At 70.5% G+C, this 23,644-nt stretch carries 14 protein-coding genes and 2 pseudogenes; 13 read left to right on the top strand and 3 right to left on the bottom strand.

Going from position 1 to position 23,644, the window contains the following annotated elements; all coding sequences use genetic code 11:
• Window positions 1-112: 112 nt before the first annotated feature.
• Entirely contained in the window at window positions 113-1,156 is a 1,044-nt protein-coding gene (locus AAFF41_RS51600; RefSeq protein WP_425526247.1) for an SDR family NAD(P)-dependent oxidoreductase, read from the bottom strand.
• Here AAFF41_RS51600 and AAFF41_RS17875 point away from each other — a divergent pair.
• The 3 genes and pseudogenes from AAFF41_RS17875 to AAFF41_RS17865 form a co-directional block, all read left to right on the top strand.
• Window positions 1,155-2,972: pseudogene (locus tag AAFF41_RS17875) on the top strand (amino acid permease); the annotation flags it as partial. The gene AAFF41_RS51600 and the pseudogene AAFF41_RS17875 sit on opposite strands and share 2 nt — an antisense overlap.
• A pseudogene (locus AAFF41_RS17870) lies at window positions 2,969-3,241 on the top strand (SpoIIE family protein phosphatase); the annotation flags it as partial. The pseudogenes AAFF41_RS17875 and AAFF41_RS17870, both read left to right, overlap by 4 nt.
• Window positions 3,242-3,700, top strand: coding sequence for an ATP-binding protein (locus tag AAFF41_RS17865; RefSeq protein ID WP_343326307.1), 459 nt, complete (start codon window positions 3,242-3,244; stop codon window positions 3,698-3,700).
• Window positions 3,701-3,882: 182 nt separating this feature from the next.
• On the opposite strand, the gene AAFF41_RS17860 is transcribed toward AAFF41_RS17865, so the two are convergent.
• On the bottom strand, window positions 3,883-4,467 hold the full coding sequence (locus AAFF41_RS17860; protein ID WP_190168847.1) for a TerD family protein: 585 nt from the start codon (window positions 4,465-4,467) through the stop codon (window positions 3,883-3,885).
• A gap of 208 nt (window positions 4,468-4,675) precedes the next feature.
• Here AAFF41_RS17860 and AAFF41_RS17855 point away from each other — a divergent pair, with 208 nt between their 5' ends.
• From AAFF41_RS17855 to obgE, 7 genes are all read left to right on the top strand, one after another.
• Window positions 4,676-6,829, top strand: coding sequence for a restriction endonuclease (locus tag AAFF41_RS17855; RefSeq protein WP_343324211.1), 2,154 nt, complete (start codon window positions 4,676-4,678; stop codon window positions 6,827-6,829).
• Between the two features lie 114 nt (window positions 6,830-6,943).
• Window positions 6,944-8,140: a hypothetical protein gene (locus tag AAFF41_RS17850; protein WP_343324210.1), complete on the top strand. Its 1,197-nt coding sequence runs from the start codon at window positions 6,944-6,946 to the stop codon at window positions 8,138-8,140.
• Window positions 8,141-8,188: 48 nt separating this feature from the next.
• Complete coding sequence (locus AAFF41_RS17845) at window positions 8,189-8,965, top strand: TIGR03936 family radical SAM-associated protein (protein WP_054231926.1); 777 nt, start codon at window positions 8,189-8,191, stop codon at window positions 8,963-8,965.
• A gap of 261 nt (window positions 8,966-9,226) precedes the next feature.
• Window positions 9,227-13,285 carry an Rne/Rng family ribonuclease gene (locus AAFF41_RS17840; protein WP_343324209.1) on the top strand — a complete coding sequence of 1,353 codons (4,059 nt, stop codon included), beginning with the start codon at window positions 9,227-9,229 and terminating at the stop codon, window positions 13,283-13,285.
• A 259-nt stretch (window positions 13,286-13,544) separates the two neighbouring features.
• Window positions 13,545-13,865, top strand: a complete 321-nt coding sequence (rplU, locus tag AAFF41_RS17835) for a 50S ribosomal protein L21 (protein WP_054231928.1) — start codon at window positions 13,545-13,547, stop codon at window positions 13,863-13,865.
• A gap of 14 nt (window positions 13,866-13,879) precedes the next feature.
• The gene (gene rpmA, locus AAFF41_RS17830) at window positions 13,880-14,134 is read left to right on the top strand and encodes a 50S ribosomal protein L27 (RefSeq protein WP_028802588.1); all 255 of its coding nucleotides are present in this window, start codon (window positions 13,880-13,882) and stop codon (window positions 14,132-14,134) included.
• A 132-nt stretch (window positions 14,135-14,266) separates the two neighbouring features.
• The gene (gene obgE / locus AAFF41_RS17825; protein ID WP_343324208.1) at window positions 14,267-15,703 is read left to right on the top strand and encodes a GTPase ObgE; all 1,437 of its coding nucleotides are present in this window, start codon (window positions 14,267-14,269) and stop codon (window positions 15,701-15,703) included.
• Between the two features lie 69 nt (window positions 15,704-15,772).
• On the opposite strand, the gene galE is transcribed toward obgE, so the two are convergent.
• Window positions 15,773-16,744, bottom strand: a complete 972-nt coding sequence (gene galE / locus AAFF41_RS17820; protein WP_343324207.1) for a UDP-glucose 4-epimerase GalE — start codon at window positions 16,742-16,744, stop codon at window positions 15,773-15,775.
• A gap of 259 nt (window positions 16,745-17,003) precedes the next feature.
• On the opposite strand from galE, the gene AAFF41_RS17815 reads away from it, so the two are divergent.
• From AAFF41_RS17815 to AAFF41_RS17805, 3 genes are read left to right on the top strand one after another with little or no spacing between them, the layout of a single operon-like run.
• Complete coding sequence (locus AAFF41_RS17815; RefSeq protein WP_319744244.1) at window positions 17,004-19,262, top strand: bifunctional glycosyltransferase/CDP-glycerol:glycerophosphate glycerophosphotransferase; 2,259 nt, start codon at window positions 17,004-17,006, stop codon at window positions 19,260-19,262.
• Between the two features lie 8 nt (window positions 19,263-19,270).
• A complete protein-coding gene (locus tag AAFF41_RS17810; RefSeq protein WP_343324206.1) occupies window positions 19,271-22,147 on the top strand; it encodes a bifunctional glycosyltransferase/CDP-glycerol:glycerophosphate glycerophosphotransferase in 2,877 nt (958 codons plus the stop codon).
• Window positions 22,144-23,289: a glycosyltransferase family 4 protein gene (locus tag AAFF41_RS17805; RefSeq protein WP_319744240.1), complete on the top strand. Its 1,146-nt coding sequence runs from the start codon at window positions 22,144-22,146 to the stop codon at window positions 23,287-23,289. Before AAFF41_RS17810 ends, AAFF41_RS17805 begins: the two co-directional genes overlap by 4 nt.
• The last annotated feature ends 355 nt before the right edge of the window (window positions 23,290-23,644 follow it).

The following is a 23,644-nucleotide window of genomic DNA, read 5'->3' as shown; positions in this document are numbered from 1 at the left end:
GGTCCGATGGGGGTCAGTCCCGTAGGTCGCCTGGTTGGTTGCCACGGCGAGGATCCGCCTCATCGCCATCACGACTCCGTGTGTGCTGCGGAGTTGGCCACGGGCTCGGTGTTCAGGCCTGCTCGGTGGGGCGTACGAGCAACTCGGCGACGGCCACGTGCCGGGGGCGGGTGACGATGTAGCCGACGGTGTCGGCGATGTCCCGGCTCTGCAGCCGCTCGATGTCGCCCAGGGCGGCGACGATGTGCTGCTGGATGACGTCGGGGTTGTGCGTACGCAGTTCGGTGTCGACGCTGCCCGGCTCGATGACGGACACGCGGACGTGCTGGCGTGCCAGTTCCTGACGCAGTGCCTCGCTGAAGGCACCGACGCCGAACTTGGTGGCGCTGTACACGGCGGACATGGCGTAGGCGTTGCGGCCGGCGAGCGAGCCGATGTTGACGATGTCGGCGACCTGACGCGGCTCCTCGGCGGCAGCCTTGACCAGGTGGGGGACGGCTGCGTGGGCGGTGTACATCAGGCCCATGAGGTTGATGTCGATCATGCGCCGCCAGTCGTTCAGGTCCGCGCTGGGGGCGGGGCCGAGCAGCATCAGGCCGGCGTTGTTGACCAGCGTGTCCAGGCGGCCCAGGCCCTCGACGGTCCGCTCGACCGCTTCCGCGGCGGCCTGGGCGGTGGTGATGTCGGCGGGCACGACCAGGGCCTTGCCGCCGGCGCCGGTGATTTCCGCGGCGAGGTCGGTGAGCCGTTCCTCGCGCCGACCGACCAGGGCCACGGAGGCGCCCTCGCGGGCAACTTTCAGAGGTAGGAAGACCGGTCGTTCTCCCTGTCGACGGTAGCCCCCTCGGCGTTCGCGCGCCACTGGTCGGCCCCATGTGTGGCGTCCCTCACCGGTCCGCAACGGCTGTGCCCGGAGGTGCCTCGGACATTGGCTCAGTGGTGCCTCGGACTTCCGCTCAGCGGTGGACTTCCACTCCCCGGTGGAGTGGGTCCGAGTCCGGTACGGGCCTTTCGGTTGGCCCCGCGCTGTTGCGGAGGGGAGCGGCCCGGCGTTGGAATCAAGTGTGAGGCACTTTGGCGGCGCCGAGTCCGCCGGCCGCCCCGCTCCCGGGACGGGGTGCGGCCGGAAGGGGCTCAAGAACGACGCCCTGGGCATGTTCTCCTCGGTGGCCATGGGCCTGGCCTCGACCGGCCCGGCGTTCAGCCTGGCCGCCACGCTGGGCCTCATCGTGGCCGGGGTCGGGCTGCAGGCCCCGATCGTCACCATGCTGGCGTTCATCCCGATGCTGCTGGTCGCGTACGCCTTCCGGGAACTGAACGCGAGCAACGCCGACTGCGGGACCACCTTCACCTGGGCCACCCGCGCCTTCGGACCGCGCACCGGCTGGATGGGCGGCTGGGGCCTCATCGTCGCCAACATCATCGTCATGGCGAGCCTCGCCGAGGTCGCCGCCGCCTACGGCTTCCGGCTGGTGGGCCTGGACGGACTGGCGGAGAACCGGCTGTGGACCACCGTGGCGGGCATCGCCTGGATCGTCGTGCTGACCGCGATCTGCTACGTCGGCATCGAGTTCTCGGCGGCTGTCCAGCGCTGGCTGCTGTGCCTGGAAGTGGTGATGCTCGTCCTGTTCGCCGTCGCCGCGCTGGTCAAGGTCTACACCGACCCTCCCCCGACGGCGATCCACGTCTCCGCCTCCTGGTTCAATCCGTTCGAGGTGCCCTCGGCAACGGCGCTGACCTCGGGCATCCTCGCGGGGGTCTTCATCTACTGGGGGTGGGACACCGCGTTCGCGGTCAACGAGGAAACCGTCGACAGCAGGTGTGTCCCCGGGCGCGCCGCGGTCATGTCCACCGTGCTTCTCGTGATCATGTACGGGCTGGTGTCCACTTCGGCGCAGGCGTTCGCGGGAGTCGGCACCTCGGGCATCGGGCTCGGCAACACGCGCAACGAGAACGACGTGTTCTCCGGACTGGGCGCGGCCGTGTTCGGGAGCGACGAGACGGGGCTGTTCCTGTCGAGACTGCTGATCCTGATGGTGCTGACCTCGGCGTTGGCCTCCGCGGAGACCACCATCCTGCCCCTGGCCAGGACCGTCTTCTCCATGGCGGTCCACAAGGCCGTCCCCGCCCGGTTCGCCCGGGTCCACCGCAGGTTCCTCACCCCGACCTGGGGAACCGTCGGCATGGGCGTGGTGTCGATCGCCGTGCTGGTCCTGCTGGCGTCGTTCAGCCATAACGTCCTGGCCGACTCGATCGACGCAGTCGGTCTCGCGATCGCGTTCCAGTACGGTCTGACCGGCTTCGCCTGCGTCTGGTACCACCGCAAGGTCCTCACCCGCAGCGCCAGAGACCTGGTCTTCAAGGGTGTGTTGCCTGGGCTCGGCGGGCTGATCATGCTCCTGTTGTTCCTCTACGCCGCCTTCGTCGTCTACGCGGACCCCGGATACGGCATGACCAGCGTCGACCTGCCGCTGATCGGGAGGACGGGCGGGGTCACCGTCCTGGGCCTGGGCGCCCTGCTGCTCGGTCTCCTGCTGATGCCGCTGGTCACCCGTGGCCATGCCGTGGCCCTCAAACTCCAGCGGAGCCTGCTGCCGGGCCGCCTGCCGCCGCACGCCGCCGTGGACGCGGCGAGCCGTTACCTGCCCGCCGACAGCGGGTCCGGCGTGGGCGGCGACTGGTACGACCTCATCCCCCTGTCGGGCACCCGGGTCGGCCTGGTCGTCGGGGACGTGCTCGGTCACGGCCTGCGCGCCGCGGCCACCATGGGCCGCTTGCGCACGGGGGTGCGCGTCCTGGCCCGGCTGGACCTGAGCCCGGACGAGCTCCTGTCCCGCCTGGACGACCTGGTCGAGCAGACCGCGCACGAGCGCGGGGCCGGCCAGGGACCGGGCCACCTGAGGCCGCAGGCCGACGAGGCCCTGGGCGTGACCTGCCTGTACGCGGTGTACGACCCCGTCTCGGGGAAGTGCAGTCTGGCGCGTGCCGGGGAGTCGGTACTGGTGGTCGTCGAGCCGCACACGGGTGCCGTCGACCATCCGGAGCTGCCCCCGGACCGCCGCTGGGAATCGGTGGCCTGCCCTACCAGAGCACGGACCTGGAGCTTCCGCCGGGCAGTCTCGTCGCCCTCTTCACGGGTGGCCTCCTCCAGGCGGCCGACAGCCCTGCCGCCGGACTCGCGCAGCTGTCCCAGGTCCTCGCCGACTGCGGAGCGTCTCTGGAAGAGCTGTGCGACCGGGCGGTGACCACCCTGCTGCCCGGGGCCGTGGACGAGGACGCGACGCTGCTGGTCGCCCGCACACGCCTGCTCGACCGGAACCAGTTCACCCAGTGGGAGCTGCCCCCGGACCCGGCGGCGGTGGCCACCATCCGCACCGCCGTCGGCAAGCAGCTCCGCGACTGGGGGCTGGACGACCTGACGTTCGCCAGCGAGCTCATCGTCAGTGAACTGGTCACCAACGCCATCCGCTACGTCGGCGGCCCGATCCAGGTGCGCCTGATCCGCGACCGGACCCTGATCTGCGAAGTCTCCGACACCGGCCACACCACGCCCAATCTGCGGCACGCCGCGAACGACGACGAGGGCGGCCGGGGGCTGTTCATCATCGCCCAGATGACCCACCACTGGGGTACGCGCTACACACCCACCGGCAAGACGATCTGGACCGAGCAGGACCTGCCGCCGGCGGACGGCCCGTAGCACCTCCCGAGGTCCGAAGAGGCCGAGCCGGTGCCTGTCGGTCACATCGGCCTACGCTGCCCGGCATGGGCGGGATCGATGTGGCGCTCCTGCACCTTTCTCGCCGCTCAGCAGCTCGACCGCACGTAGTACCCGGGGTCCTGTAGGACCCCGGGTACTGCATCCCACGTACTGATGGCGGACTACTTGCTGACGGCGAAGCGCATCAGGGCGTGCTCGTCACCCTGCTTGATCTTCCCGGTCACGTTGATGACCTCGAGCTTCCAGCTGCCGTCGACCCGAACGGCCTTGGCCACGGCGCACCCGTTGTCCTGGGTGAGCATGCTCGGCCAGATGTCGGCGACCTGCTGAGTGGTGCCGCCGGTCGCGTCGTACACCTTGAAGCTGATGTTGCGGGCCTTCTGGAAGGAGCTGCCCTTCTTGAAGGCGGCGGCGATGAACACGATCGACGTGATGTTGGACGGTATGCGGGCGAACTCGACCGTCAACGTCTCGTCGTCGCCCTCCCCGCGCCCGGTCTGGTTGTCACCGCTGTGGACCAGGGAGCCGTTGCCCATGGGGTCGAGTGAGTCGAGGCCCGCCAGGCGCACCGGGTCCATGCCCTGCATCGCGATGGCGATCAGGTCCAGGTCGGTGCCGGTTTTGCGGCGGAGTACGCCCATCACTCCACCGCTGCTGCCCGCGGTGGGATCCCAGGACACTCCGATGGACAGATGAGTGACTCCGTCCAGATCCGCCGGGCCGTCTTCTTTGGTGAGCGTAATCATGCGTGGATCATCCTCTTGGAGGCGGGACTGCGACAGGCAAAGTGTGCATGCAGCTTGCGGTGTTCCCTCGGCAGGGGTCCCTTCATAAGCGGACAAGGGGATACATGAGGCACTGATCGCCGACTAGAGTCGTGTGATCACTGCTGGTTGTGGGGCCGGGGCGGTGCGGTGGCAGGGCGCCGAAGTTCCGGGGGAGGGCCTGTAGAGCATGAGTCGTCGCTCCAGTGGGTTGGTCGGTATCTGGGCTGAGGCACAGCGTCAGCAGCAGCGCCAGTTGGCGGCGCAGTCCAGACAGCAGCGGGATCAGGAGCGACAAGAGCGCTCCTTCCAGAGGGAGTTGGCGCGCGGCCGACAGGAACAGCGGGCGGCCTACCGACAGCAGCGGGAGGCCGATGCGCGGCGGCGGACCGAGGAGTTGGAGGCCCGGGTCGCCTCCTTGCAGGGCGTGCTGGCCGCCGGATGCCGGGCGCCCGCGTTCCGGGCCGCCATACTCACCCGTTCCCAGCGGGTCGAGCCCTTCGCTCCGGGACCGCTGGCGCATCCGACGCCCATGCCTGATCCGAACCACTACCAGGCCCAGGGCGGTTGGGGGCTCGGCGCCGGTCGGCGTGCCCAGGCTCAGGCGGACGCGCGGGCCCGCTTCGAGCGTGACCGGGAGGCCGCGCAGGCGGCGGAAGCCCGTCGGCAGCAGCAACTGGCGGCCTACCAGCGGGAGTACCAGCGGCGGGCCGAGGCCCAGCAGGCGGAGGTCGGCCGGCACAACGCCGCCGTGTCCGAGATGACGGCGGGGCTGCGCGACGGCGACCCCGACGCCACGGTGGAGTACTTCTCCGCGGCCCTCTACGCCTCCTCCGCGTGGCCCGCGGACCTGCCCCGGCAGGTTTCCGCGGCCTACGACCCGGCCGCACGCCAACTGGTGCTGAACTGGGAGCTGCCCACGTACGGCGTCGTCCCCGAGGTGAAGTCGGTGCGGTACATGCCCACCGCGGACCAGGACAAGGAGACGCCGCGGTCGGCGGCGCAGAGCCGTGCTTTGTACAGGGACGTACTGGCGCAGTGCGTTCTCCTGGTGCTGCACGCGCTCTTCGCGGCGGACGAGTTCGGGGTGCTGGAGTCGGTGGCGCTGAACGGGTTCGTGGACGATCACGATCCGGCGACCGGCAGGGAGGCGCGGATCTTCCTCGCCACCGTCATGGCTCCGCGTTCCGTCTTCGCGCGACTGCGGCTGGAGCAGGTCAACGCCGTCGACTGTCTGGTGGACGGGCTCCGGGGGCAGCTGTCGGCACGCCCCGACCAGCGCGCGGCGGTACGTCCGGGCCGCCACCCCGAGGACATCGGCAACGGCGTCGTCACCCACGGGGGTGCGCAGGGGGCGAACCTGGACGGGTCGGACCTGAACGCGCCGGACCTGGACGAGCCGGATCTGTACGAGATGGATCCGATCGCCTTCGAGGCGCTGGTCGCGGAGCTGTTCCGCGCGATGGGCATGCGGGCGGTGACGACCCAGCGTTCGAACGACGGCGGTGTGGACGTCGACGCGCTGGATCCGACCCCGATCCGCGGCGGCAAGATCGTCGTCCAGGTGAAGCGTTATCGCAACACCGTGCCTCCGACCGCCGTCCGGGACCTGTTCGGCACGGTCCAGGACGCGGGCGCCAACAAGGGGGTTCTCGTCACGACCTCCGGCTTCGGCCCGGGATCGCACGCCTTCGCCAGCGGTAAGCCCCTGGAACTCGTGGCGGGCGGCGAACTCGTCGACCTGCTGCACCGCCACGGGCTGCGCGGGCGGCTCGGAAACGCCGGCCGCCCGGTTCCCGCTCCCCGCACGCCCGACGCGGTGGACGAGAGGGAAGGCGGGGACGAGAGGGACGGCGGGGACGACTGGAACAGGCTCGGCATGTTCTGGGCCGGCCAGGTCGCCCTGGACGTGTGCGCGCTCGTCTGCCACGGCAACCGGGCCCTGAGCGACGACCACTTCGTCTTCTTCAACAATCCCCGGACCCCCGACGGCACGGTCCGCGCTCTCGACGCCACCGCACCGGACAAGGCGGCCGTCCGGGTGTCGTTCGACACCCTGCCGGAGCGGGCCGACCGGCTCGTGCTCGTCGCGGCGGTCGACCCGGAGGCCAACCCCGGAGCCGATCTGTCCGGCTTCACCGAGGCGGGCATCCGGCTGCTGGACCGATCGGGGACCGAGCTCGGTCGACTCGACGTGTCCGACGGCCGCGCCCACGAGACCGCGCTGGTCCTCGGGTCCTTCCGCCGTCGTACGGGCGGCGACTGGGACTTCGTGGTCGGCGGCAAGGGGTACACGGGCGGCCTGGAAGAGCTCATCAGGGAGTACGGCATCGAAGTGGACTGAACCCCGACTGTTTCCGGACCGGGCACGACGGCGCGATCGCCAGGAGCTTCGACGGGAGCGCAACCGGCCTCAGGAGCGTGCATCCAGATGGCGCCCTGACGCGTCTACGTCGGTATGGATCTGGAAAAGTCGCCTGCTGGGCGACCCGCAGTACCGGCCGAGGGGTGCCTCACGGTCGCGATCCGCCTGCCCGTGCGGATCGTCGTCCTCGTGCTCGTCGTGCCGGTGCGCATGCTGTGGGACGCCCTGGTGGTCGGCGGAAGGTTTCTGCGGGACGTCGTGCTGCGCCCCGTGGGGCGGGTGCTCCAGTGGGTGGCGTGGGCGGTGTTCGTCTGGCCGTGGGTGACGCTGTGGCGGTACGCCGTGGTGCCGGTCGGCAAGGCGCTGGCGTGGCTCGGGTACGTGTTGCTCGTCGTGCCCGCCGTGTGGATGTACGAGACGGTGCTCACGCCGGTCGGACACGCGATCGCCTGGGTGGCGCGTGGCATCGGCGCCGGGTTCGCCTGGGTCCTCCGAGGTCTCGGCGCCGGGTTCGCCTGGGTCCTCCGTGGCATCGGCGCGGTAATCGCCTGGGTGTACGCCCGCGTGCTGACCCCTCTCGGGCGGGCCGTCGCCTGGCTGCTCAGGGGCCTGGGGATCGGGTTCGGGACGGTCGCGCTCGGGGTGTACCGGGTCATGGCCTGGCTGGTCCGCCATCTGATCGTCGTACCGGCACTGTGGTTGTACGAGTGGATCCTCGCGCCCGCCGGGCGGGCGATCGCGTGGGCGGCGCGCGGACTCGGGTGGCTCGTACGGATGATCTTCACCGGGATCGGCGCCGCGCTCTACTGGACCCTGCGCGTCCTGCTCGTGCTGCCCGCGCTCGCCCTGTGGCGCTGGGTGCTCGTGCCGGTGGGGCGGGTCCTCGCCGTCGTCGCGCGGGAGGTCGGGGACGCACTCGGACACGCCTGGCGGGTGGCCGGACACCTTTCGCTCGCCGTCGGCCGGTTCCTCGGACGACTCTTCCGGTGGATCTTCGTGGAGCCCGTGCGTTGGGTGTACCGCAGCGTGCTGACGCCGGTCGGACACATCGTCCGGGACACGGCCCTGCGGCCCGCCGCCGAGGCCGCGCGCGGCGTGGGCCGTGTGACACGGCAGGCCCTGGCCGCCGCCCGCGAGTCGGCGCGGCAGACCCGCGCGGACATCCGCCGCATGCTCTTCGGTACGCCCCGGGAGCCCGAGCGGGTGCCCCTGGCGAAGGACCGGCGGGAACCTGGAGCCGCCGGGACACGTACTCTAGGTAGCAGTACGACCGCTCTCACGAAGGACTGAACGACACTGGGCAAGCGACAGCCCGAAGGCCCGCCGCCCGCACCCGCGGTGCAGCGCATCCGACTGCGCTACACCAAGCGCGGCCGCCTCCGGTTCACCAGCCACCGTGACTTCCAGCGCGCCTTCGAGCGTGCGTTGCGCCGTGCCGAGGTGCCGATGGCGTACTCGGCGGGGTTCACACCGCATCCGAAGGTGTCGTACGCCAATGCCGCACCCACCGGCACAGGCAGCGAGGCGGAGTACCTGGAGATCGCGCTCACCCAGACGCGTGACCCACAGAAGCTGCGTGAGCTCCTCGACGAGTCGATGCCCGTGGGGCTCGACATCATCGAGGCGGTCGAGGCCCGCACCTCGGGTCTCGCCGACCGGCTCACCGCGTCCGTGTGGGAGCTGCGCCTCGACGGCGTGGCGCCCGAGGACGCGGAGCGCGCGGTCGACGCCTTCAAGTCGGCCGACACGGTGGAAGTCCAACGCAGGACCAAGAACGGGATGCGCACCTTCGACGCCCGCGGTGCCGTGGCGAGCCTCGAGGCGCACAGTCCGCAGGCTGATAGGCCGACCGACCAGCCCTGTGCGATACTGCGCCTGGTTGTTCGGCACGTGACGCCTGCCGTACGACCCGACGACGTCCTGTCCGGTCTTCGCGCCGTGGCCGACCTGGCGCCGCCGGTCGCCGCAGCGGTGACCAGGCTGGCGCAGGGGCTGTTCGATGAAGAGACCGGCACGGTGACCGACCCGCTCGCGCCCGACCGCGAGGCAGTCATGGCCGCCCCAGCCGATCGCACAGGGGCCGCCGAAACTGCCGCCGCGAAGGCGTCGGCGTAAGGAAGGTCCCGCGTAAGGACGGACGTCGTAGCGCCGCCCTCGGATCCGGGAGCCACCTGGGTCGGGCAGCGCACCGACCAGAAGACTTTCGCCAGGCCGTACGCACACATGGCGTACGGAACCGGCGAGACAGGACACAGAGAGCTCCCGTGCGGCGCCCGCGCCCCGGACGGCGGCACCGCGCATCGCGCGAGCCGCGGACGTCACCGGCACTGCCGGACCAGGCGCGGCGCCCGGGAGCCTGACGGGAGATCCACCCGCATGCTCGAGCCGACCGAACCCACTGAGGGTTCCGACAACAACAACAACACTCCGAGCGACACCCTGCCGCCGCGGCGCCGCCGCCGTGCGGCGTCGCGTCCGGCCGGCCCGCCCACGGGCGCGGCCGAGTCCCCGTCCGTGGCCGAGACCACGGCTCCGGCCATACCGCCGGTGGCATCCGCCGAGGCCATGGCCGCCGCCGAGGTCGTCGAGACCCCCGAGGCTCTCGAGACCGAAGAAACCCAAGAGACGGTGGAGGAAGCGGTGGCTCAGGCCGCTGCCGCCGAGCCGGTCGAGCCCGCCGAGGACGCCGCTCCGCGCCGTACGCGTCGCCGCGCCACCCGCCGGGCGTCCGCGCCCGCCGGTGCGCCGGTGACGGCCGAGGCGGCCCGGGCCGCGGAGACCGTGGTGCCCGAGCCCGCCGAGGCCGAGGCCCAGGTCGAAGAGGCCCCCGCTGCCGAAGCGGCCCCCGCCGTCGAGGAGGAGGCGGCGCCCGCCGGGCGTCCGCGTCGTCGTGCGACCCGTCGTGCCTCCGCGCCGACCGGTGCGCCCAAGGCGGCCGAGACCGCTCAGACCCCCGAGGCCCCTGAGGTCACTGAGACCCCTGAGGTCGTCAGGGAGCCCGTCGAGGCGCAGGCCCAAGAGGCCCCCGCCGCCGAGGACGCCGCACCCCGCCGCACCACCCGTCGTCGCGCCACCCGGCGCGTCTCCGCGCCCGCCGGTGCGCCCGAGGGCGACGCCGCCGACGAGCGTGTGGAGGCGCCCGTGACCAGCGAGACCAGCCCCAGCGAGAGCAAGCCCGAGGCCGAGGCCGAGACCAGGCCCGCCGCGGAGTCCGAGACCAAGCCCGCGGGCGAGGCCGAGACCGCCGAGGACGGCGCCCCGCGCCGGACCCGCCGCCGTGCCACGCGCAAGGCCGCTGTCGGTTTCTCCGCCCCCGCGCCGAAGGAGGCCGAGTCCGCGCGACGGCCCGCGCGTCCGGCCGTCGCCGTGTTCCAGGCGCCCGTGTTCACCGAGCCGATGTTCCAGACGCCGGAGCGGGCCGCCGCCGCGGCTGCCGCCGAGGCGGCGGAAGTGGCCGCCGAGACCGCCGAGGCCCCCCAGGCCGAAGAGGTCGTCGAGGCACCCGTGGCCGTCGAGGAGGAGACCGGCGGACGCCGTCGCCGTCGCCGCCGGGCCGTCGAGGAGGCGCCCGCGGCCCCGGCCGCGGAGCCCGTCGACGAGGTGGAGGAGCCCGACGAGTCCGCCGAGGACGTCGAGGACGGCGCCGAGGACGACGAGTCCGAGGAGGAGTCCGCGGGCTCGCGCCGCCGTCGCCGTCGTGGTGGCCGTCGCCGTCGCCGCGGCGAGTCCGCCGAGGCGGACGGTGAGGCCGGTGACGACGAGTACGCCGCCGAGCAGGCCGCGCAGGACGCCGAGGACACCGCCGAGCAGGCCGAGGAGGACGCCGAGGAGGCGGACGAGCGCGACGAGCCGGGCGGTTCCGGCTCCAGCAGCAGCCGTCGCCGCCGTCGGCGCCGTCGTCGCGCCGGTGACTCCGGCCCCGAGGCCGAGCCCGGTGAGAACGACCCCGAGCGCACGGTCGTCAAGGTCCGCGAGCCGCGCGGCAAGAAGGACGAGCACCCGTCCGACGAGGTGCAGTCCATCAAGGGCTCGACCCGCCTGGAGGCCAAGAAGCAGCGCCGCCGGGAAGGGCGCGAGCAGGGCCGCCGTCGTGTTCCGATCATCACCGAGGCCGAGTTCCTGGCCCGCCGTGAGGCCGTCGAGCGCGTGATGGTCGTCCGCCAGAGCGGCGAGCGCACCCAGATCGGCGTCCTCGAGGACAACGTGCTCGTCGAGCACTACGTCAACAAGGAGCAGTCGACCTCGTACGTCGGCAACGTCTACCTGGGCAAGGTCCAGAACGTGCTGCCGTCGATGGAGGCCGCCTTCATCGACATCGGCAAGGGCCGCAACGCCGTGCTCTACGCCGGTGAGGTCAACTTCGAGGCGCTCGGCATGGCCAACGGGCCGCGCCGCATCGAGAGCGCGCTGAAGTCCGGCCAGTCGGTCCTCGTGCAGGTCACCAAGGACCCGATCGGTCACAAGGGCGCCCGCCTCACCAGCCAGGTCTCCCTGCCCGGCCGCTACCTGGTCTACGTGCCCGAGGGCTCGATGACCGGCATCAGCCGCAAGCTGCCCGACACCGAGCGCGCGCGCCTGAAGACCATCCTCAAGAAGATCGTCCCCGAGGACGCGGGCGTCATCGTGCGCACCGCCGCCGAGGGAGCGAGCGAGGACGAGCTGAGCCGCGATGTCGAGCGCCTGCAGGCGCAGTGGGAGGACATCCAGAAGAAGGCGAAGAGCGGCGGCAGCTCGAACGCGCCGTCCCTGCTGTACGGCGAGCCGGACATGACCGTCCGTGTCGTCCGCGACATCTTCAACGAGGACTTCACCAAGGTCATCGTCAGCGGCGACGAGGCGTGGGACACCATCCACGGTTACGTGTCCCACGTCGCGCCCGACCTGGCCGACCGCCTGTCGAAGTGGACCTCCGAGGTCGACGTCTTCGCGACGTACCGCATCGACGAGCAGCTGATGAAGGCCCTGGACCGCAAGGTCTGGCTGCCCAGCGGCGGTTCGCTGGTGATCGACAAGACCGAGGCCATGGTCGTGGTCGACGTCAACACCGGCAAGTTCACCGGTCAGGGCGGCAACCTCGAAGAGACCGTGACCAGGAACAACCTGGAGGCGGCCGAGGAGATCGTGCGCCAGCTGCGGCTGCGCGACCTGGGCGGCATCGTCGTCATCGACTTCATCGACATGGTCCTGGAGTCCAACCGGGACCTGGTGCTGCGGCGCCTCCTGGAGTGCCTGGGACGCGACCGTACGAAGCACCAGGTCGCCGAGGTGACCTCGCTGGGCCTGGTGCAGATGACGCGCAAGCGTGTCGGCCAGGGTCTGCTGGAGTCCTTCTCGGAGACCTGCGTCCACTGCAACGGCCGTGGCGTGATCGTGCACATGGAGCAGCCGACCTCGGTCGGAGGCGGCGGCAAGCGCAAGAAGCGCGGCCGTGGTGGTGCCGAGCAGCCCGACCACGAGCTCGAGCACACGCACGAGATCGCGGAGGAGCCGGAGACGGTCGAGAGCGAGGCCGAGGTGGCCGCCGAGGTCGCCGCGCCCGTGGCTCTGGTCGAGCAGGAGTTCCAGCCGGACGAGGAGCTGTACAGCAGCGCCGCCGAGGCGGAGGCCGCGGCTTCCCGTGGCGGCCGTTCGCGGCGCCGGGCGACCCGGCGCGTGTCGGCTCCCGCGGGTGCGCCGAAGGCCGAGGAGCGTGCTCCCCGGGGCCGCCGTGAGGAGCGGGCCGAGCGGACCGAGCGGGCTCTGACGTCCCACGAGGCCGCCGAGTCCGAGCCGGTCGCGGTCGAGGACCCGGTCGTCGCGGCGCCGGTCGCCGAGGCTCCCGAGGTCGCGCCGGCTGCTGAGGCCGCTCCGGCCCCCGTGGTCGCCGTACCGGAGGACGAGGCCGCTCCCAAGGGCCGTACGCGCCGTCGCGCCACCCGCAAGGTGTCGGCTCCGGCCGGTTCCCCGAAGGCGGCGGAAGAGGCCGTGGTGACGGTCACGGAGCCGGTCGCGGCTCCCGTGCCGGAGGCCGCCGCCGAGGTCGTCGAGCCGCAGCCCGAGCCGGTCGCCGAGAGCGCCGCGCCGGCCCGCCCGCGTCGTCGTGCCGTCCGCAAGGCCACCGCGCCCACCGCGTCCGAGGAGGCGGCCGTCGTGGTCGTCCCGTCGGCCTCGGCGGAGCCGGTCGAGGCCCCTGAGGCGGTCGAGACGGCGGCCGGGACCGCGGTCGAGACGGACGCCGAGGCCCCGGCCAAGAAGACGGCCGCCCGCAAGACGGCCAAGAAGGCGACGGCGAAGAAGGCCGCCGCCAAGAAGACCGCTGCCAAGAAGACGGTCGCCAAGAAGGCCACGGCCAAGAAGGCGACCGCGAAGAAGACGGCCGCCAAGACCACCGCGAAGAAGACCGCGGCGGCCGAGCAGCAGGACCGTTCGACGGTCTCGGCGCCCACCGAGGACTGACGCGGAACCGGCGGAGGGCTGACGGAAGTCGGTCCCTCCGCTGCTCCGACCGCATGACGGTGGCCCGGTTTGACCCCTCAAGCCGGGCCCCGTAACCTAGACCGTCGGCGTGTCCCCTGACGCGCCGCACCCCGTAAACCTCTTCCTCCCGGAATTCTGCGTGTCGTGCGTGTTCGCATGCCGTGCGCTTCGGGAGAGGCCGCTCGCGCAGCGCGTGGCTGGACTGCGGGGTTCCGTTCCGAGCGAGAGAGAGATCCGCGTGTACGCCATCGTGCGCAGCGGTGGTCGCCAGCACAAGGTTGCTGTCGGCGACATCGTTGAGGTTGACAAGATTCCCACTGCCAAGGTTGGCGACACGGTCGAGCTCTCGACCCTGCTCGTTGTCGACGGCGACGCCGTGACCAGCGACCCGTGGGTCCTTGCCGGCATCAAGGTCCAGGCCGAGATCGTGGACCACCACAAGGGCGTCAAGATCGACATCCTTCGCTACAAGAACAAGACCGGTTACCGCCGTCGTCAGGGCCACCGCCAGCAGTACACGGCGATCAAGGTCACTGAGATCCCCGCGGCTGCGAAGTAAGGGACTGAGGAGAGATGGCACACAAGAAGGGCGCATCGTCCACTCGGAACGGTCGCGACTCCAATGCTCAGCGGCTCGGCGTGAAGCGCTTCGGCGGTCAGGTCGTCAACGCCGGTGAGATCCTGGTCCGCCAGCGCGGCACCCACTTCCACCCGGGCAACGGCGTCGGCCGTGGCAAGGACGACACGCTGTTCGCCCTTGACGCCGGTGCGGTGGAGTTCGGTACCCACCGTGGCCGCAAGGTCGTGAACATCGTTCCGGTCGCCTGACCGGTTCTTTCGCGAGGCGGACCTCACTTCCCGTACGGGAAGCGGGTCCGCCTTTCGCGTGTTTTGAATAGAAGCGGCTCTGTGGCATACAGGGCTGCGCAGGACTTTCGTACGTAACTGGAGGCACATCCCATGACCACCTTCGTGGACCGCGTCGAGCTGAACGTCGCCGCGGGTAGCGGAGGCCACGGCTGTGCCTCCGTACACCGGGAGAAGTTCAAGCCGCTCGGCGGCCCGGACGGCGGCAACGGCGGCCGGGGCGGTGACGTGATCCTGGTCGTCGACCAGTCCGTGACCACGCTGCTCGACTACCACCACAAGCCGCACCGCAGCGCCACCAACGGCAAGCCCGGTGAGGGCGGCAACCGCTCCGGCAAGGACGGCCAGGACCTGATCCTGCCGGTGCCGGACGGCACGGTCGTGCTGGACAAGGCGGGCAACGTCCTCGCGGACCTCGTCGGCCACGGCACGTCGTACGTTGCCGCACAGGGCGGTCGCGGTGGCCTCGGCAACGCGGCGCTGTCCTCGGCCCGCCGCAAGGCGCCCGGCTTCGCGCTGCTCGGTGTCCCCGGTGACTTCCAGGACATCGTCCTGGAGCTGAAGACCGTCGCGGACGTGGCCCTCGTCGGCTACCCGAGCGCCGGCAAGTCGTCCCTCATCTCGGTTCTGTCGGCCGCCAAGCCGAAGATCGCGGACTACCCCTTCACGACCCTCGTCCCCAACCTGGGCGTGGTGACGGCGGGCGAGACGGTCTACACGATCGCGGACGTGCCCGGCCTCATCCCCGGCGCGAGCCAGGGCAAGGGCCTCGGTCTCGAGTTCCTCCGCCACGTCGAGCGCTGCAGCGTGCTGGTCCACGTGCTGGACACGGCGACCCTGGAGTCCGAGCGCGACCCGGTCACCGACCTCGACATCATCGAGGAAGAGCTGAAGCAGTACGGCGGCCTCGGCAACCGTCCGCGCATCGTCGTCCTCAACAAGATCGACGTGCCGGACGGCAAGGACCTCGCCGAGATGGTCCGTCCCGACCTGGAGGCCCGCGGCTACCGCGTCTTCGAGGTGTCGGCGGTTGCGCACATGGGCCTGAAGGAGCTGTCCTTCGCGCTCGCGGAGCTGGTCGGCACGGCGCGCGGCGCCAGGCCCAAGGAGGAGGCGACCCGGATCGTCATCCGCCCGAAGGCGGTCGACGACGCCGGCTTCACCGTGGTCCAGGAGGAGGACGGCCTCTACCGCGTGCGCGGCGAGAAGCCCGAACGCTGGGTCCGCCAGACCGACTTCAACAACGACGAGGCCGTCGGTTACCTCGCCGACCGTCTCAACCGCCTCGGCGTCGAGGCGGAGCTGATGAAGGCGGGCGCCCGCTCGGGCGACGGTGTCGCCATCGGCCCCGAGGAGAACGCGGTCGTCTTCGACTGGGAGCCCACCGTCATGGCCGGCGCGGAGATGCTCGGCCGCCGTGGTGAGGATCACCGCCTCGACGTCCCGCGGCCCGCCGCGCAGCGCCGCCGCGACAAGCAGGCGGAGCGGGACGACGCGGACAAGGAGTACGACGACTTCGAGCCGTTCTGAGGGGCGCCGGATGCCTGGACGGGCCAAGGGAGCCGCGCTTGCCGCCGGCACCTTGGCCCGTCCGTCGGCTCACGGGTGCCGGTGCTGCCACCCCTGCCACGCGGACTCGATCATCTCGTCCAAGCCGTGGCGGGCAGACCATCCGAGTTCCTGGTGAATACGGTCGGCGGAGGCCACGACCCGGGCGGGGTCGCCGGGGCGGCGTTCCGTGACCTCGGGGACCGCGTCGTCATGGCCGGTGAGCTTGAGGATGCGGTCCACCATCTCGCGGACGGAACTGCCCTCGCCCCGGCCGATGTTGAGGACGAGTGAGGTTGCCGCGGGAGCGTCCTGAAGACGGCGGGCCGCCGCGAGGTGGGCGGAGGCGATGTCCTGGACGTGGATGTAGTCACGCACGCAGGTGCCGTCGGGCGTGTTGTAGTCGGCGCCGAAGATCCGCGGGGCCTCACCGGCCTCCAGGCGTTCGAAGACCATGGGGATGAGGTTGAAGACGCCGGTGTCGGCGAGTTCGGGACCGGCCGCCCCGGCGACGTTGAAGTAGCGCAGCGAGGCGGCCCGGATCCCGTGGGCGCGTGCGGCGGCGCCGATCAGCCACTCGCCGATCAACTTGCTCTCCCCGTACGGGCTCATGGGCACGCAGGGAGTGTCCTCGGTGACGAGGTCCACGTCCGGCATGCCGTAGACCGCGGCGGACGAGGAGAAGACGAGCCGGGCGACCCCGGTGGCGGTCATGACCTCCAGCAGGGTCTGGAGTCCGGTGACGTTCTCGCGGTAGTAGTGAAGCGGTCGTTCCACGGATTCGCCGACCTGCTTCTTGGCCGCGATGTGCACCACCCCGGTCACAGCATGGTCACGAATCGTCTTCTCGAGCCGGGTGGCGTCCAGCACACTGCCGACGACCAGCGGAACGCCGGCGGGCACGCGGTCGGCACTGCCGGTCGACAGATCGTCGTACACCACGACGCGCTCACCGCCCTCGATCAGGGCGCGTGTGACGTGCGCGCCGATGTATCCGGCGCCACCTGTTACCAGCCAGCTCATCGTCACATCTCCTTCGCTGTGGTCAGTGTGTTCAGACTGGTCTCTGGGGCCGGGAAAATCGAGTCAGGCAAATGGGGCGCCAATGCAGAAGGGAGGACAAGACGGTTAAGGCGTGGGAGCGGTACGCGACCACCGTCTTCACGGAAACATCTCGTGAATCCTTTACTCTATTGGGCGGTGCGTCCCACGGTCGGTATCGGCCGTGCGTGCCGGCCAGCACGCGCTCTCGAGGTTCGCCCCGGAAACAGGTTGCAAAAGGATGCCAAGACTCTCCCTCGTCGTCCCCGTCTACAAGGTGCAGGGGTATCTCTCCGAGTGTCTTGAATCCGTCCTGGGGCAGGACTACGCGGACTTCGAAATAGTCGCGGTCGACGACTGCTCTCCGGACGGGTCGGGCGCCATCCTCGACGAGTACGCCGCACAGGACGACCGAATTCGTGTGATTCACCTCACCGAGAACGTCGGGCTCGGACGTGCGCGGAATGCCGCGCTGGAAAAGGCCCGGGGCGATTACGTGTTGTTCCTCGACAGCGACGACACGTTGTCTCCGGGGGCGCTCGCGGCGATAGCCGGGCGGCTGGAGGCCACCGGGGACCCCGAGATACTCATCTACGACTACGTCCGCACCTACTGGAACGGCGAGGTCCGCCCGAACCAGCGGAGGGACCTGCTCACGAGCGCCGGCCCGGACGTGTTCTCCCTCGCCGACCGGCCGCAACTGCTCGACCTGTTGCAGATCGTCTGCAACAAGGCCTACCGCCGGGACTTCATCGCCCGCCAGGGCCTCGCCTTCCCGCCGGGCTACTACGAGGACGCCCCCTGGACGTTCTGCTCCCTGATCAGCGCCGATCGCATCGCCGTACTGGACCGCGTCTGCCTGCTGTACCGGCAGCGGCGCGAGGGCGGCAACATTCTCGGGACGGTCAGCCGCAAGCACTTCGACGTCTTCGACCAGTACCGCCGCATCTTCGACTTCGTCGACGCCCGTGAGGACCGCGCGCGGTGGCGCGCACCGCTGTTCCGCAAGATGGTCAACCAGTACCTGACCATCCTGGAGCGCCCCGGCCGCCTGCCGCAGGACGTCCGGGCGGAGTTCTTCCACCGTGCCGCCGCCGACTACCGCGCCCGCCTTCCCGAGGGCTTCACGCGGCCGGCCGGCGACCGCGGTCACAAGTTCGCGATGCTCGAGCGCGACGCGTACGCCCAGATGGTGAGCGCCATGGCCGCGGTGAAGATCCGCAACACGGTCAGGGGGCGGGCACGCACCGCCCTCCACCGCTCCAAGCGCGGCGCGATGAGCCTCTTCTACCAGTCCCAACTGAGGCTGCCGCGCGACGAGAACCTCGCGGTGTTCTCCGCGTTCTGGAGCCGCGGTGTCTCCTGCAACCCCGCGGCCATCGACGCCGAACTCGCCCGCCGCACCCCGGGCATACGCCGCGTGTGGGCCGTCCACCCGGACGCGGTGGACACGGTGCCCGAGGGCGTTGAGCACGTGCGGGTGGGGTCGCGCGAGTACTGGGCGGCGCTCGCCCGTGCCACTTACCTGGTCAACAACGTGAACTTCGCGAACACCGTGGTGAAGCGGGAGGGCCAGATCCATGTGCAGACGCACCACGGCACCCCGCTGAAGACCATGGGCCTGGACCAGCAGAAGTACCCGGCCTCGACGAGCATGGACTTCGCCGAACTTCTCGAGCGCTGCGATCGCTGGGACTTCAGCCTCGTCTCCAACCGGTTCTCGAGCGCCGTGTGGGAGCGGGCGTACCCCTGCGCGTACACCTCCCTGGAGACCGGCTACCCACGCAACGACGTCCTGCTCAACTCCACGGCTCAGGACGTCCGCGAGGCCCGTCGCGACCTCGGGCTGGACGACGGCACGACAGCGTTCCTCTACATGCCGACGCACCGCGAGTACCAGCCCGGCTTCGTGCCCCGTCTCGACCTCGAGAAGCTCGCCGAGCGGCTGGGGCCGGAGGCCACGCTGCTCGTGCGCGGGCACTACTTCCACAACCGGTCCGACCGGCTCGCCGAGCTGCGGTCCGAGGGCCGGATCCTCGACGTGTCCGCCCACCCCGCGGCCGAGCGCCTCTATCTCGCTGCCGACTGTCTGATCACGGACTACTCGTCGGCGATGTTCGACTACGCCAACCTGGACCGCCCGATCGTGATCTTCGCCGACGACTGGGACACGTACTCCGTCGTCCGTGGCACGTACTTCGACGTGGTCACCCAGGCCCCGGGCGCCGTCGCCACCACTGAGGAGGAGCTGGCCGAGGTACTCTGCTCCGACGGTTGGCGCGGCGAGCGGGCCGCCCGGGCCCGGGACGGTTTCCGGCGCCGCTTCTGCGACTTCGACGACGGTCGCGCGGCGGAGCGTGTCGTGCGCCACATCTTCCTCGGCGAGCCCCTCGAGGCCATGCCACCCGTCGTGCCGCTGGACGAACGGATCCCCGCTCCGCCACCCGGAACGGCCCACGAAGCATCGGCCCCGATATCCACCTACTCGAGCCAGAGGTAGCTGCTGCAGTGTCCCAGCACCCCGACACAACGCCCGACATCAGCGTCGTCGTCATCGTCTTCAATGACGCGGAACGCCTTCCGACAGCCGTGCAGTCAGTCCTCGACCAGACCCTGCAGAGCGTCGAGGTGATCATCGCCGACGACCACTCCACCGACGGCTCGTACGAGGTCGCGCAGCAATTGGCCGTCCGGTCCGACCGCGTGCGGGCGATCCAGTTGGCCGAGAACAGCGGTGGCTGCGGCGAGCCGCGCAACCAGGGCGTGGCCGTCGCCCGTGGTCGCTACGTGATGTTCCTCGACAGCGACGACACCCTCGAGCTCAACGCCTGCCGCAACATGCTGGACGCGGCGGAGAGCACCGGGGCCGACCTTGTCTCCGGGCTGTGCGTGCGCGTCCACACGGACAACAGGCACGGCAAGACGGTCAAGTGGTACCCGTGGCTGTACCGGGAGACCCGTACCTTCGACTCCGTCGCGGAGATACCGGACCTGCTGGTCTTCGACACCCTGTCGACGAACAAGTGCTACCGGCGCGAGTTCCTGCTCGAGAACGGGCTGACCTTCCCCCGAGGCATCCACTACGAGGACCTGCTCTTCTCGGCGCAGGCGTACCTGGCCGCGACTCGGATCACCCTCATCCCGAACACGGTCTACTACTGGAACGTGGTCGAGAAGGCCGTCGAGAAGTCGATCAGCAACCGGCGTCACGAGATCAGCAACTTCGCCGACCGAGTGGAGATCCACCGCCGGATCGACCGCATCCTCGCCGAGCTGGGCCACGACGAGCTGAAGCTCCACAAGGACCGCAAGTTCCTCAAGAACGACCTCGTGCTGTACCTGCGGGACCTGCCCTTCCTGGACGACGACTACCGGCACCGCTTCGCCGAGATGACCCGGGGTTACATCCGGGACTTCCCCCAGGCGGCCTACGACGAGCTGTCCCCGATCCACCGGATCTGCGCCTACCTTCTGCTGCAGGAGGACTGGGCGAACCTCTCCCCGGCGATCGACACGCTCATCAACACCAACAAGGTGTCCAGCCCGCTGCTGGAGCGCGACGGCCGGGTCTACTGGTGCACGGAACACCTCGACGACCCGCTGGGCCGCGAGGTCCTCGACGTGACCGACCTCGGCTACCACGCCAAGCCGGTGCAGCGCCTCAGCCTGCGCAACCAGGTGACCGACTACGCGGAGAGCCCCTCGGGCGTCACGCTGGCCGGAGCGCTCGTGAACCCGCTCGGTGTGATCCCGCCGGACGCCAAGCTCAAGGCCGAACTGGAGTTCCGCGCCCGCCGCAGGAGCCTGCAGACGTTCCGGTTCCCGGTGGAGAGCCTGAAGCACGAGGGCGAGTCCGTGACCTGGCGGGCCGCCCTGCCGCTGGCCGCTACGCTCCGTCCCGTCGGCATCGTCGACGACGTGTGGGACGTGCGCCTGCACCTGACCGTCAACGGCGAGCGGACGACCAGCCGCCTGACGGTCAGTCAGATCTCACTGGAGGATTCGGGAGCCGTCCGCATCCGTCCCCGGCTCGGCCGGATGATGGCCGACCGCCTCCAGCCGCACGCCTCAGCCAAGGGCCACCTCGCCTTCCGCCTGACCCAGCACGGCAGGCTCGCCCGGCGCACCTCGATGCTGGTGCAGCGCAACATGCAGAGCCCGCCCGCCGAGCTGGCGAAGAAGATGGCGCGCAAGGTCGTCTCGGTGCGCAAGGACCTGCATTCGGGCCCCCGGAAGATCGAGGCGTACCAGCGGATGATCCGGCTCCTGCCCGTCCGCAAGGGCACGGTCGTCTTCGAGAGCCACCTCGGCAAGCAGTACAGCGACAGCCCACGGGCGATCTACGAGGAGATGTGCCGCCGCGGCGTGCCCTTCAAGGCCATCTGGTCGTACGCCGGTGAGCGTCCCACGGGCTACCCGAAGGACGTCGAGCTGGTCCGGCGCTGGTCCTGGTCCTACCTCAAGGCGCTGGCGCAGGCCGAGTTCTGGATCGACAACCAGGGCTTCCCGCTCAAGCTGAGCAAGCGCCCCGAGACCACGTACATCCAGACCTGGCACGGCTCCGCCCTCAAGCGCATGGGATTCGACGAGCCGAAGTACCGCATCCAGTCGGAGCACGAGCAGCGCGCCTACCAGGAGGCGATCGACCGGTTCGACCACTTCGTGGTGCGCGGCCGGCACGACGAGGAGACCCTGGCCCCCGCCTACCGGATTCCGGAGGAGAAGCTCCTGCGCACGGGCTACCCGCGCAACGACGCCCTGGTGCGGGCCAAGGACGCCGAGACCCTCGACCCGGCGGCGCGGGAACTCGCCGAGCGGCTCGGTATCCGCCGGGACCGTCCGATCGTCCTGTACGCGCCGACGTTCCGGGAGCAGGCCAACGGAGGCGTGCGGAAGTTCGAGTTCCCGTTCGACGTCGATGCGTTCGCGGACCGTTTCGGTGACCGCTTCACCCTGCTGATCCGGACCCACTACCTCAACAACGTGACGCTCCCGCCGTCCGTGGCCGGCCGGGTGGTCAACGTCAGCGAGGAGCCGGACATCACCCCCGTCCTCCTGCTCGCGGACGCGATGATCACCGACTACTCCTCGGTGATGTTCGACTACGCGCTGCTGCAGCGCCCGATGGTCTTCTTCACCTACGACTGGGAGGAGTACGTCAACAACAGCCGTGGCACGTACTTCGACCTGTCCGAACAGGCCCCCGGCCCCGTCGCGCGGACCGCCGAGGAGCTCTTCGACGTCCTGACGGATCTGGATGCCCTCGCGTCCGACCAGGAGGGACGCCTCAAGGAATTCGTGACCCAGTACGGCGAGTACGACCGCGGCGACGCCGCCGCGCAGATTGTCGACCGCTTCTTCGGAAACCGGGGAGACGCCCGATGACACAGCGTGACATCATCTTTGTGGCCAACGAGGTCAACGAACTCGGTGGCGTGGCACGCTGGCAGGCGCTGATGGCCAGGCTGTTCGCCGAGCGCGGTCACCGGGTGACCATCGTGGGCATCGCGCCGCCCGAAGTGCCCATGGACCTCGGCGACAACCCTCCGTTCGCCACGGTGACGCTCTACGACGAGCGCCCGCCGGGGCGTTGGCAGGCGCGCACCCTGCGGAGCCGTGCCAACCTCGCGGCGCGGCGGCGTGAGGCCGCCCGCGAGACGGGCATGCGGGAGGCCACCGAGCGGCTGTCGCGCATCTTCCGCGCCGCCGAGCCCGGTGCGTTGATCATCGTGACCCAGGTGTGGGCCATGGAGTGGGTGGCCATCGCGGACACGGCCGGGCATCCGGTCATCGGCATGAGCCACGAGTCCTACGAGTACTCGCGCGGCTCCTCCCGATTCCAGCGCGTCGAGCGGTACTACAAGGACGTCGACCGCCTGCTGCTGCTGACCCGCGAGGACGCCGACCTGTGGATAGGCCGCGGCCTCAACAACGTCGGGTACATGCCGAACCCGCTGCCGATGATGCCGGAGGCCCCCTCTCAGCGCACTGAGAAGGTCGTCGCGAGCATCGGCCGGCTGGGGCACCAGAAGGGCATCGACATGCTCCTGGACGCCTGGGCCGAGGCGGCGCCGAAGCACCCCGGCTGGCTCCTGCGCGTCTACGGCTCAGGCCCCGACGAGCAGGCGCTGCGGCAGCAGTGCACCCGGCTGGGTCTGGACGGATCGGTGGAGTGGGCCGGCCAGACCGACGACGTCGCCGCCGCACTGCGCGGGGCGTCCGTGTTCGTGCAGTCGTCCCGCGGTGAGGGCTTTCCCCTGGCCCTGCTGGAGGCGATGGCCTGCGCCGTGCCGTGTGCCGCCTTCGACTGCGCCCCCGGCGTGCACGAGATCATCCGGCACGAGGAGGACGGACTCCTCGCCCACCCCGGCAACACCACCGAACTCGCCCACCAGCTGGGCCGGTTGATGGAGGACGCCGACCTCCGCGACGCGATGGGGGAGCGGGCGCGGAAGAACGTCCAGCGCTACTCGCCCGCCGCCATCACCGACCGGTGGGAGGAACTGTTCGCGTTCCTGGAGCGCTGAACATCGCTGCGTCCCGCGCCGGTTGCGGAGGTGAAAGGGGGGCTTCCCCGGCTGAGTGCCGGGGAAGCCCCCCTTCGTATTCTGGTGCTTACCGCAGCCGGACCAGCGGACGACGTGGCCGAAGCGTGCGCCGGCGGCCGGGAGACCACCCTGGCCGGGCTGGTAGGTGGTGATCGCCGCCCGCAGGACGCGACGACGAACGCGGCTACCTGTGGCCGGTCCTCCGACAGCGTGACTCACAGCGCTCAGCGTGACCCACGGCGCGAAGAGGCGGCGTACGCGCGGTGGCTACGCCTGGGCCGGCTTGTCGCCGTCGTCGGTGGGCTTGGCTTCCAGCTCCGCGGAAGCCTTGCGC

This window comes from Streptomyces mirabilis, assembly GCF_039503195.1.
GTDB classification, from domain to species: Bacteria; Actinomycetota; Actinomycetes; order Streptomycetales; family Streptomycetaceae; genus Streptomyces; species Streptomyces mirabilis_D.
This window is presented reverse-complemented; position numbering and strand designations above follow the sequence as displayed.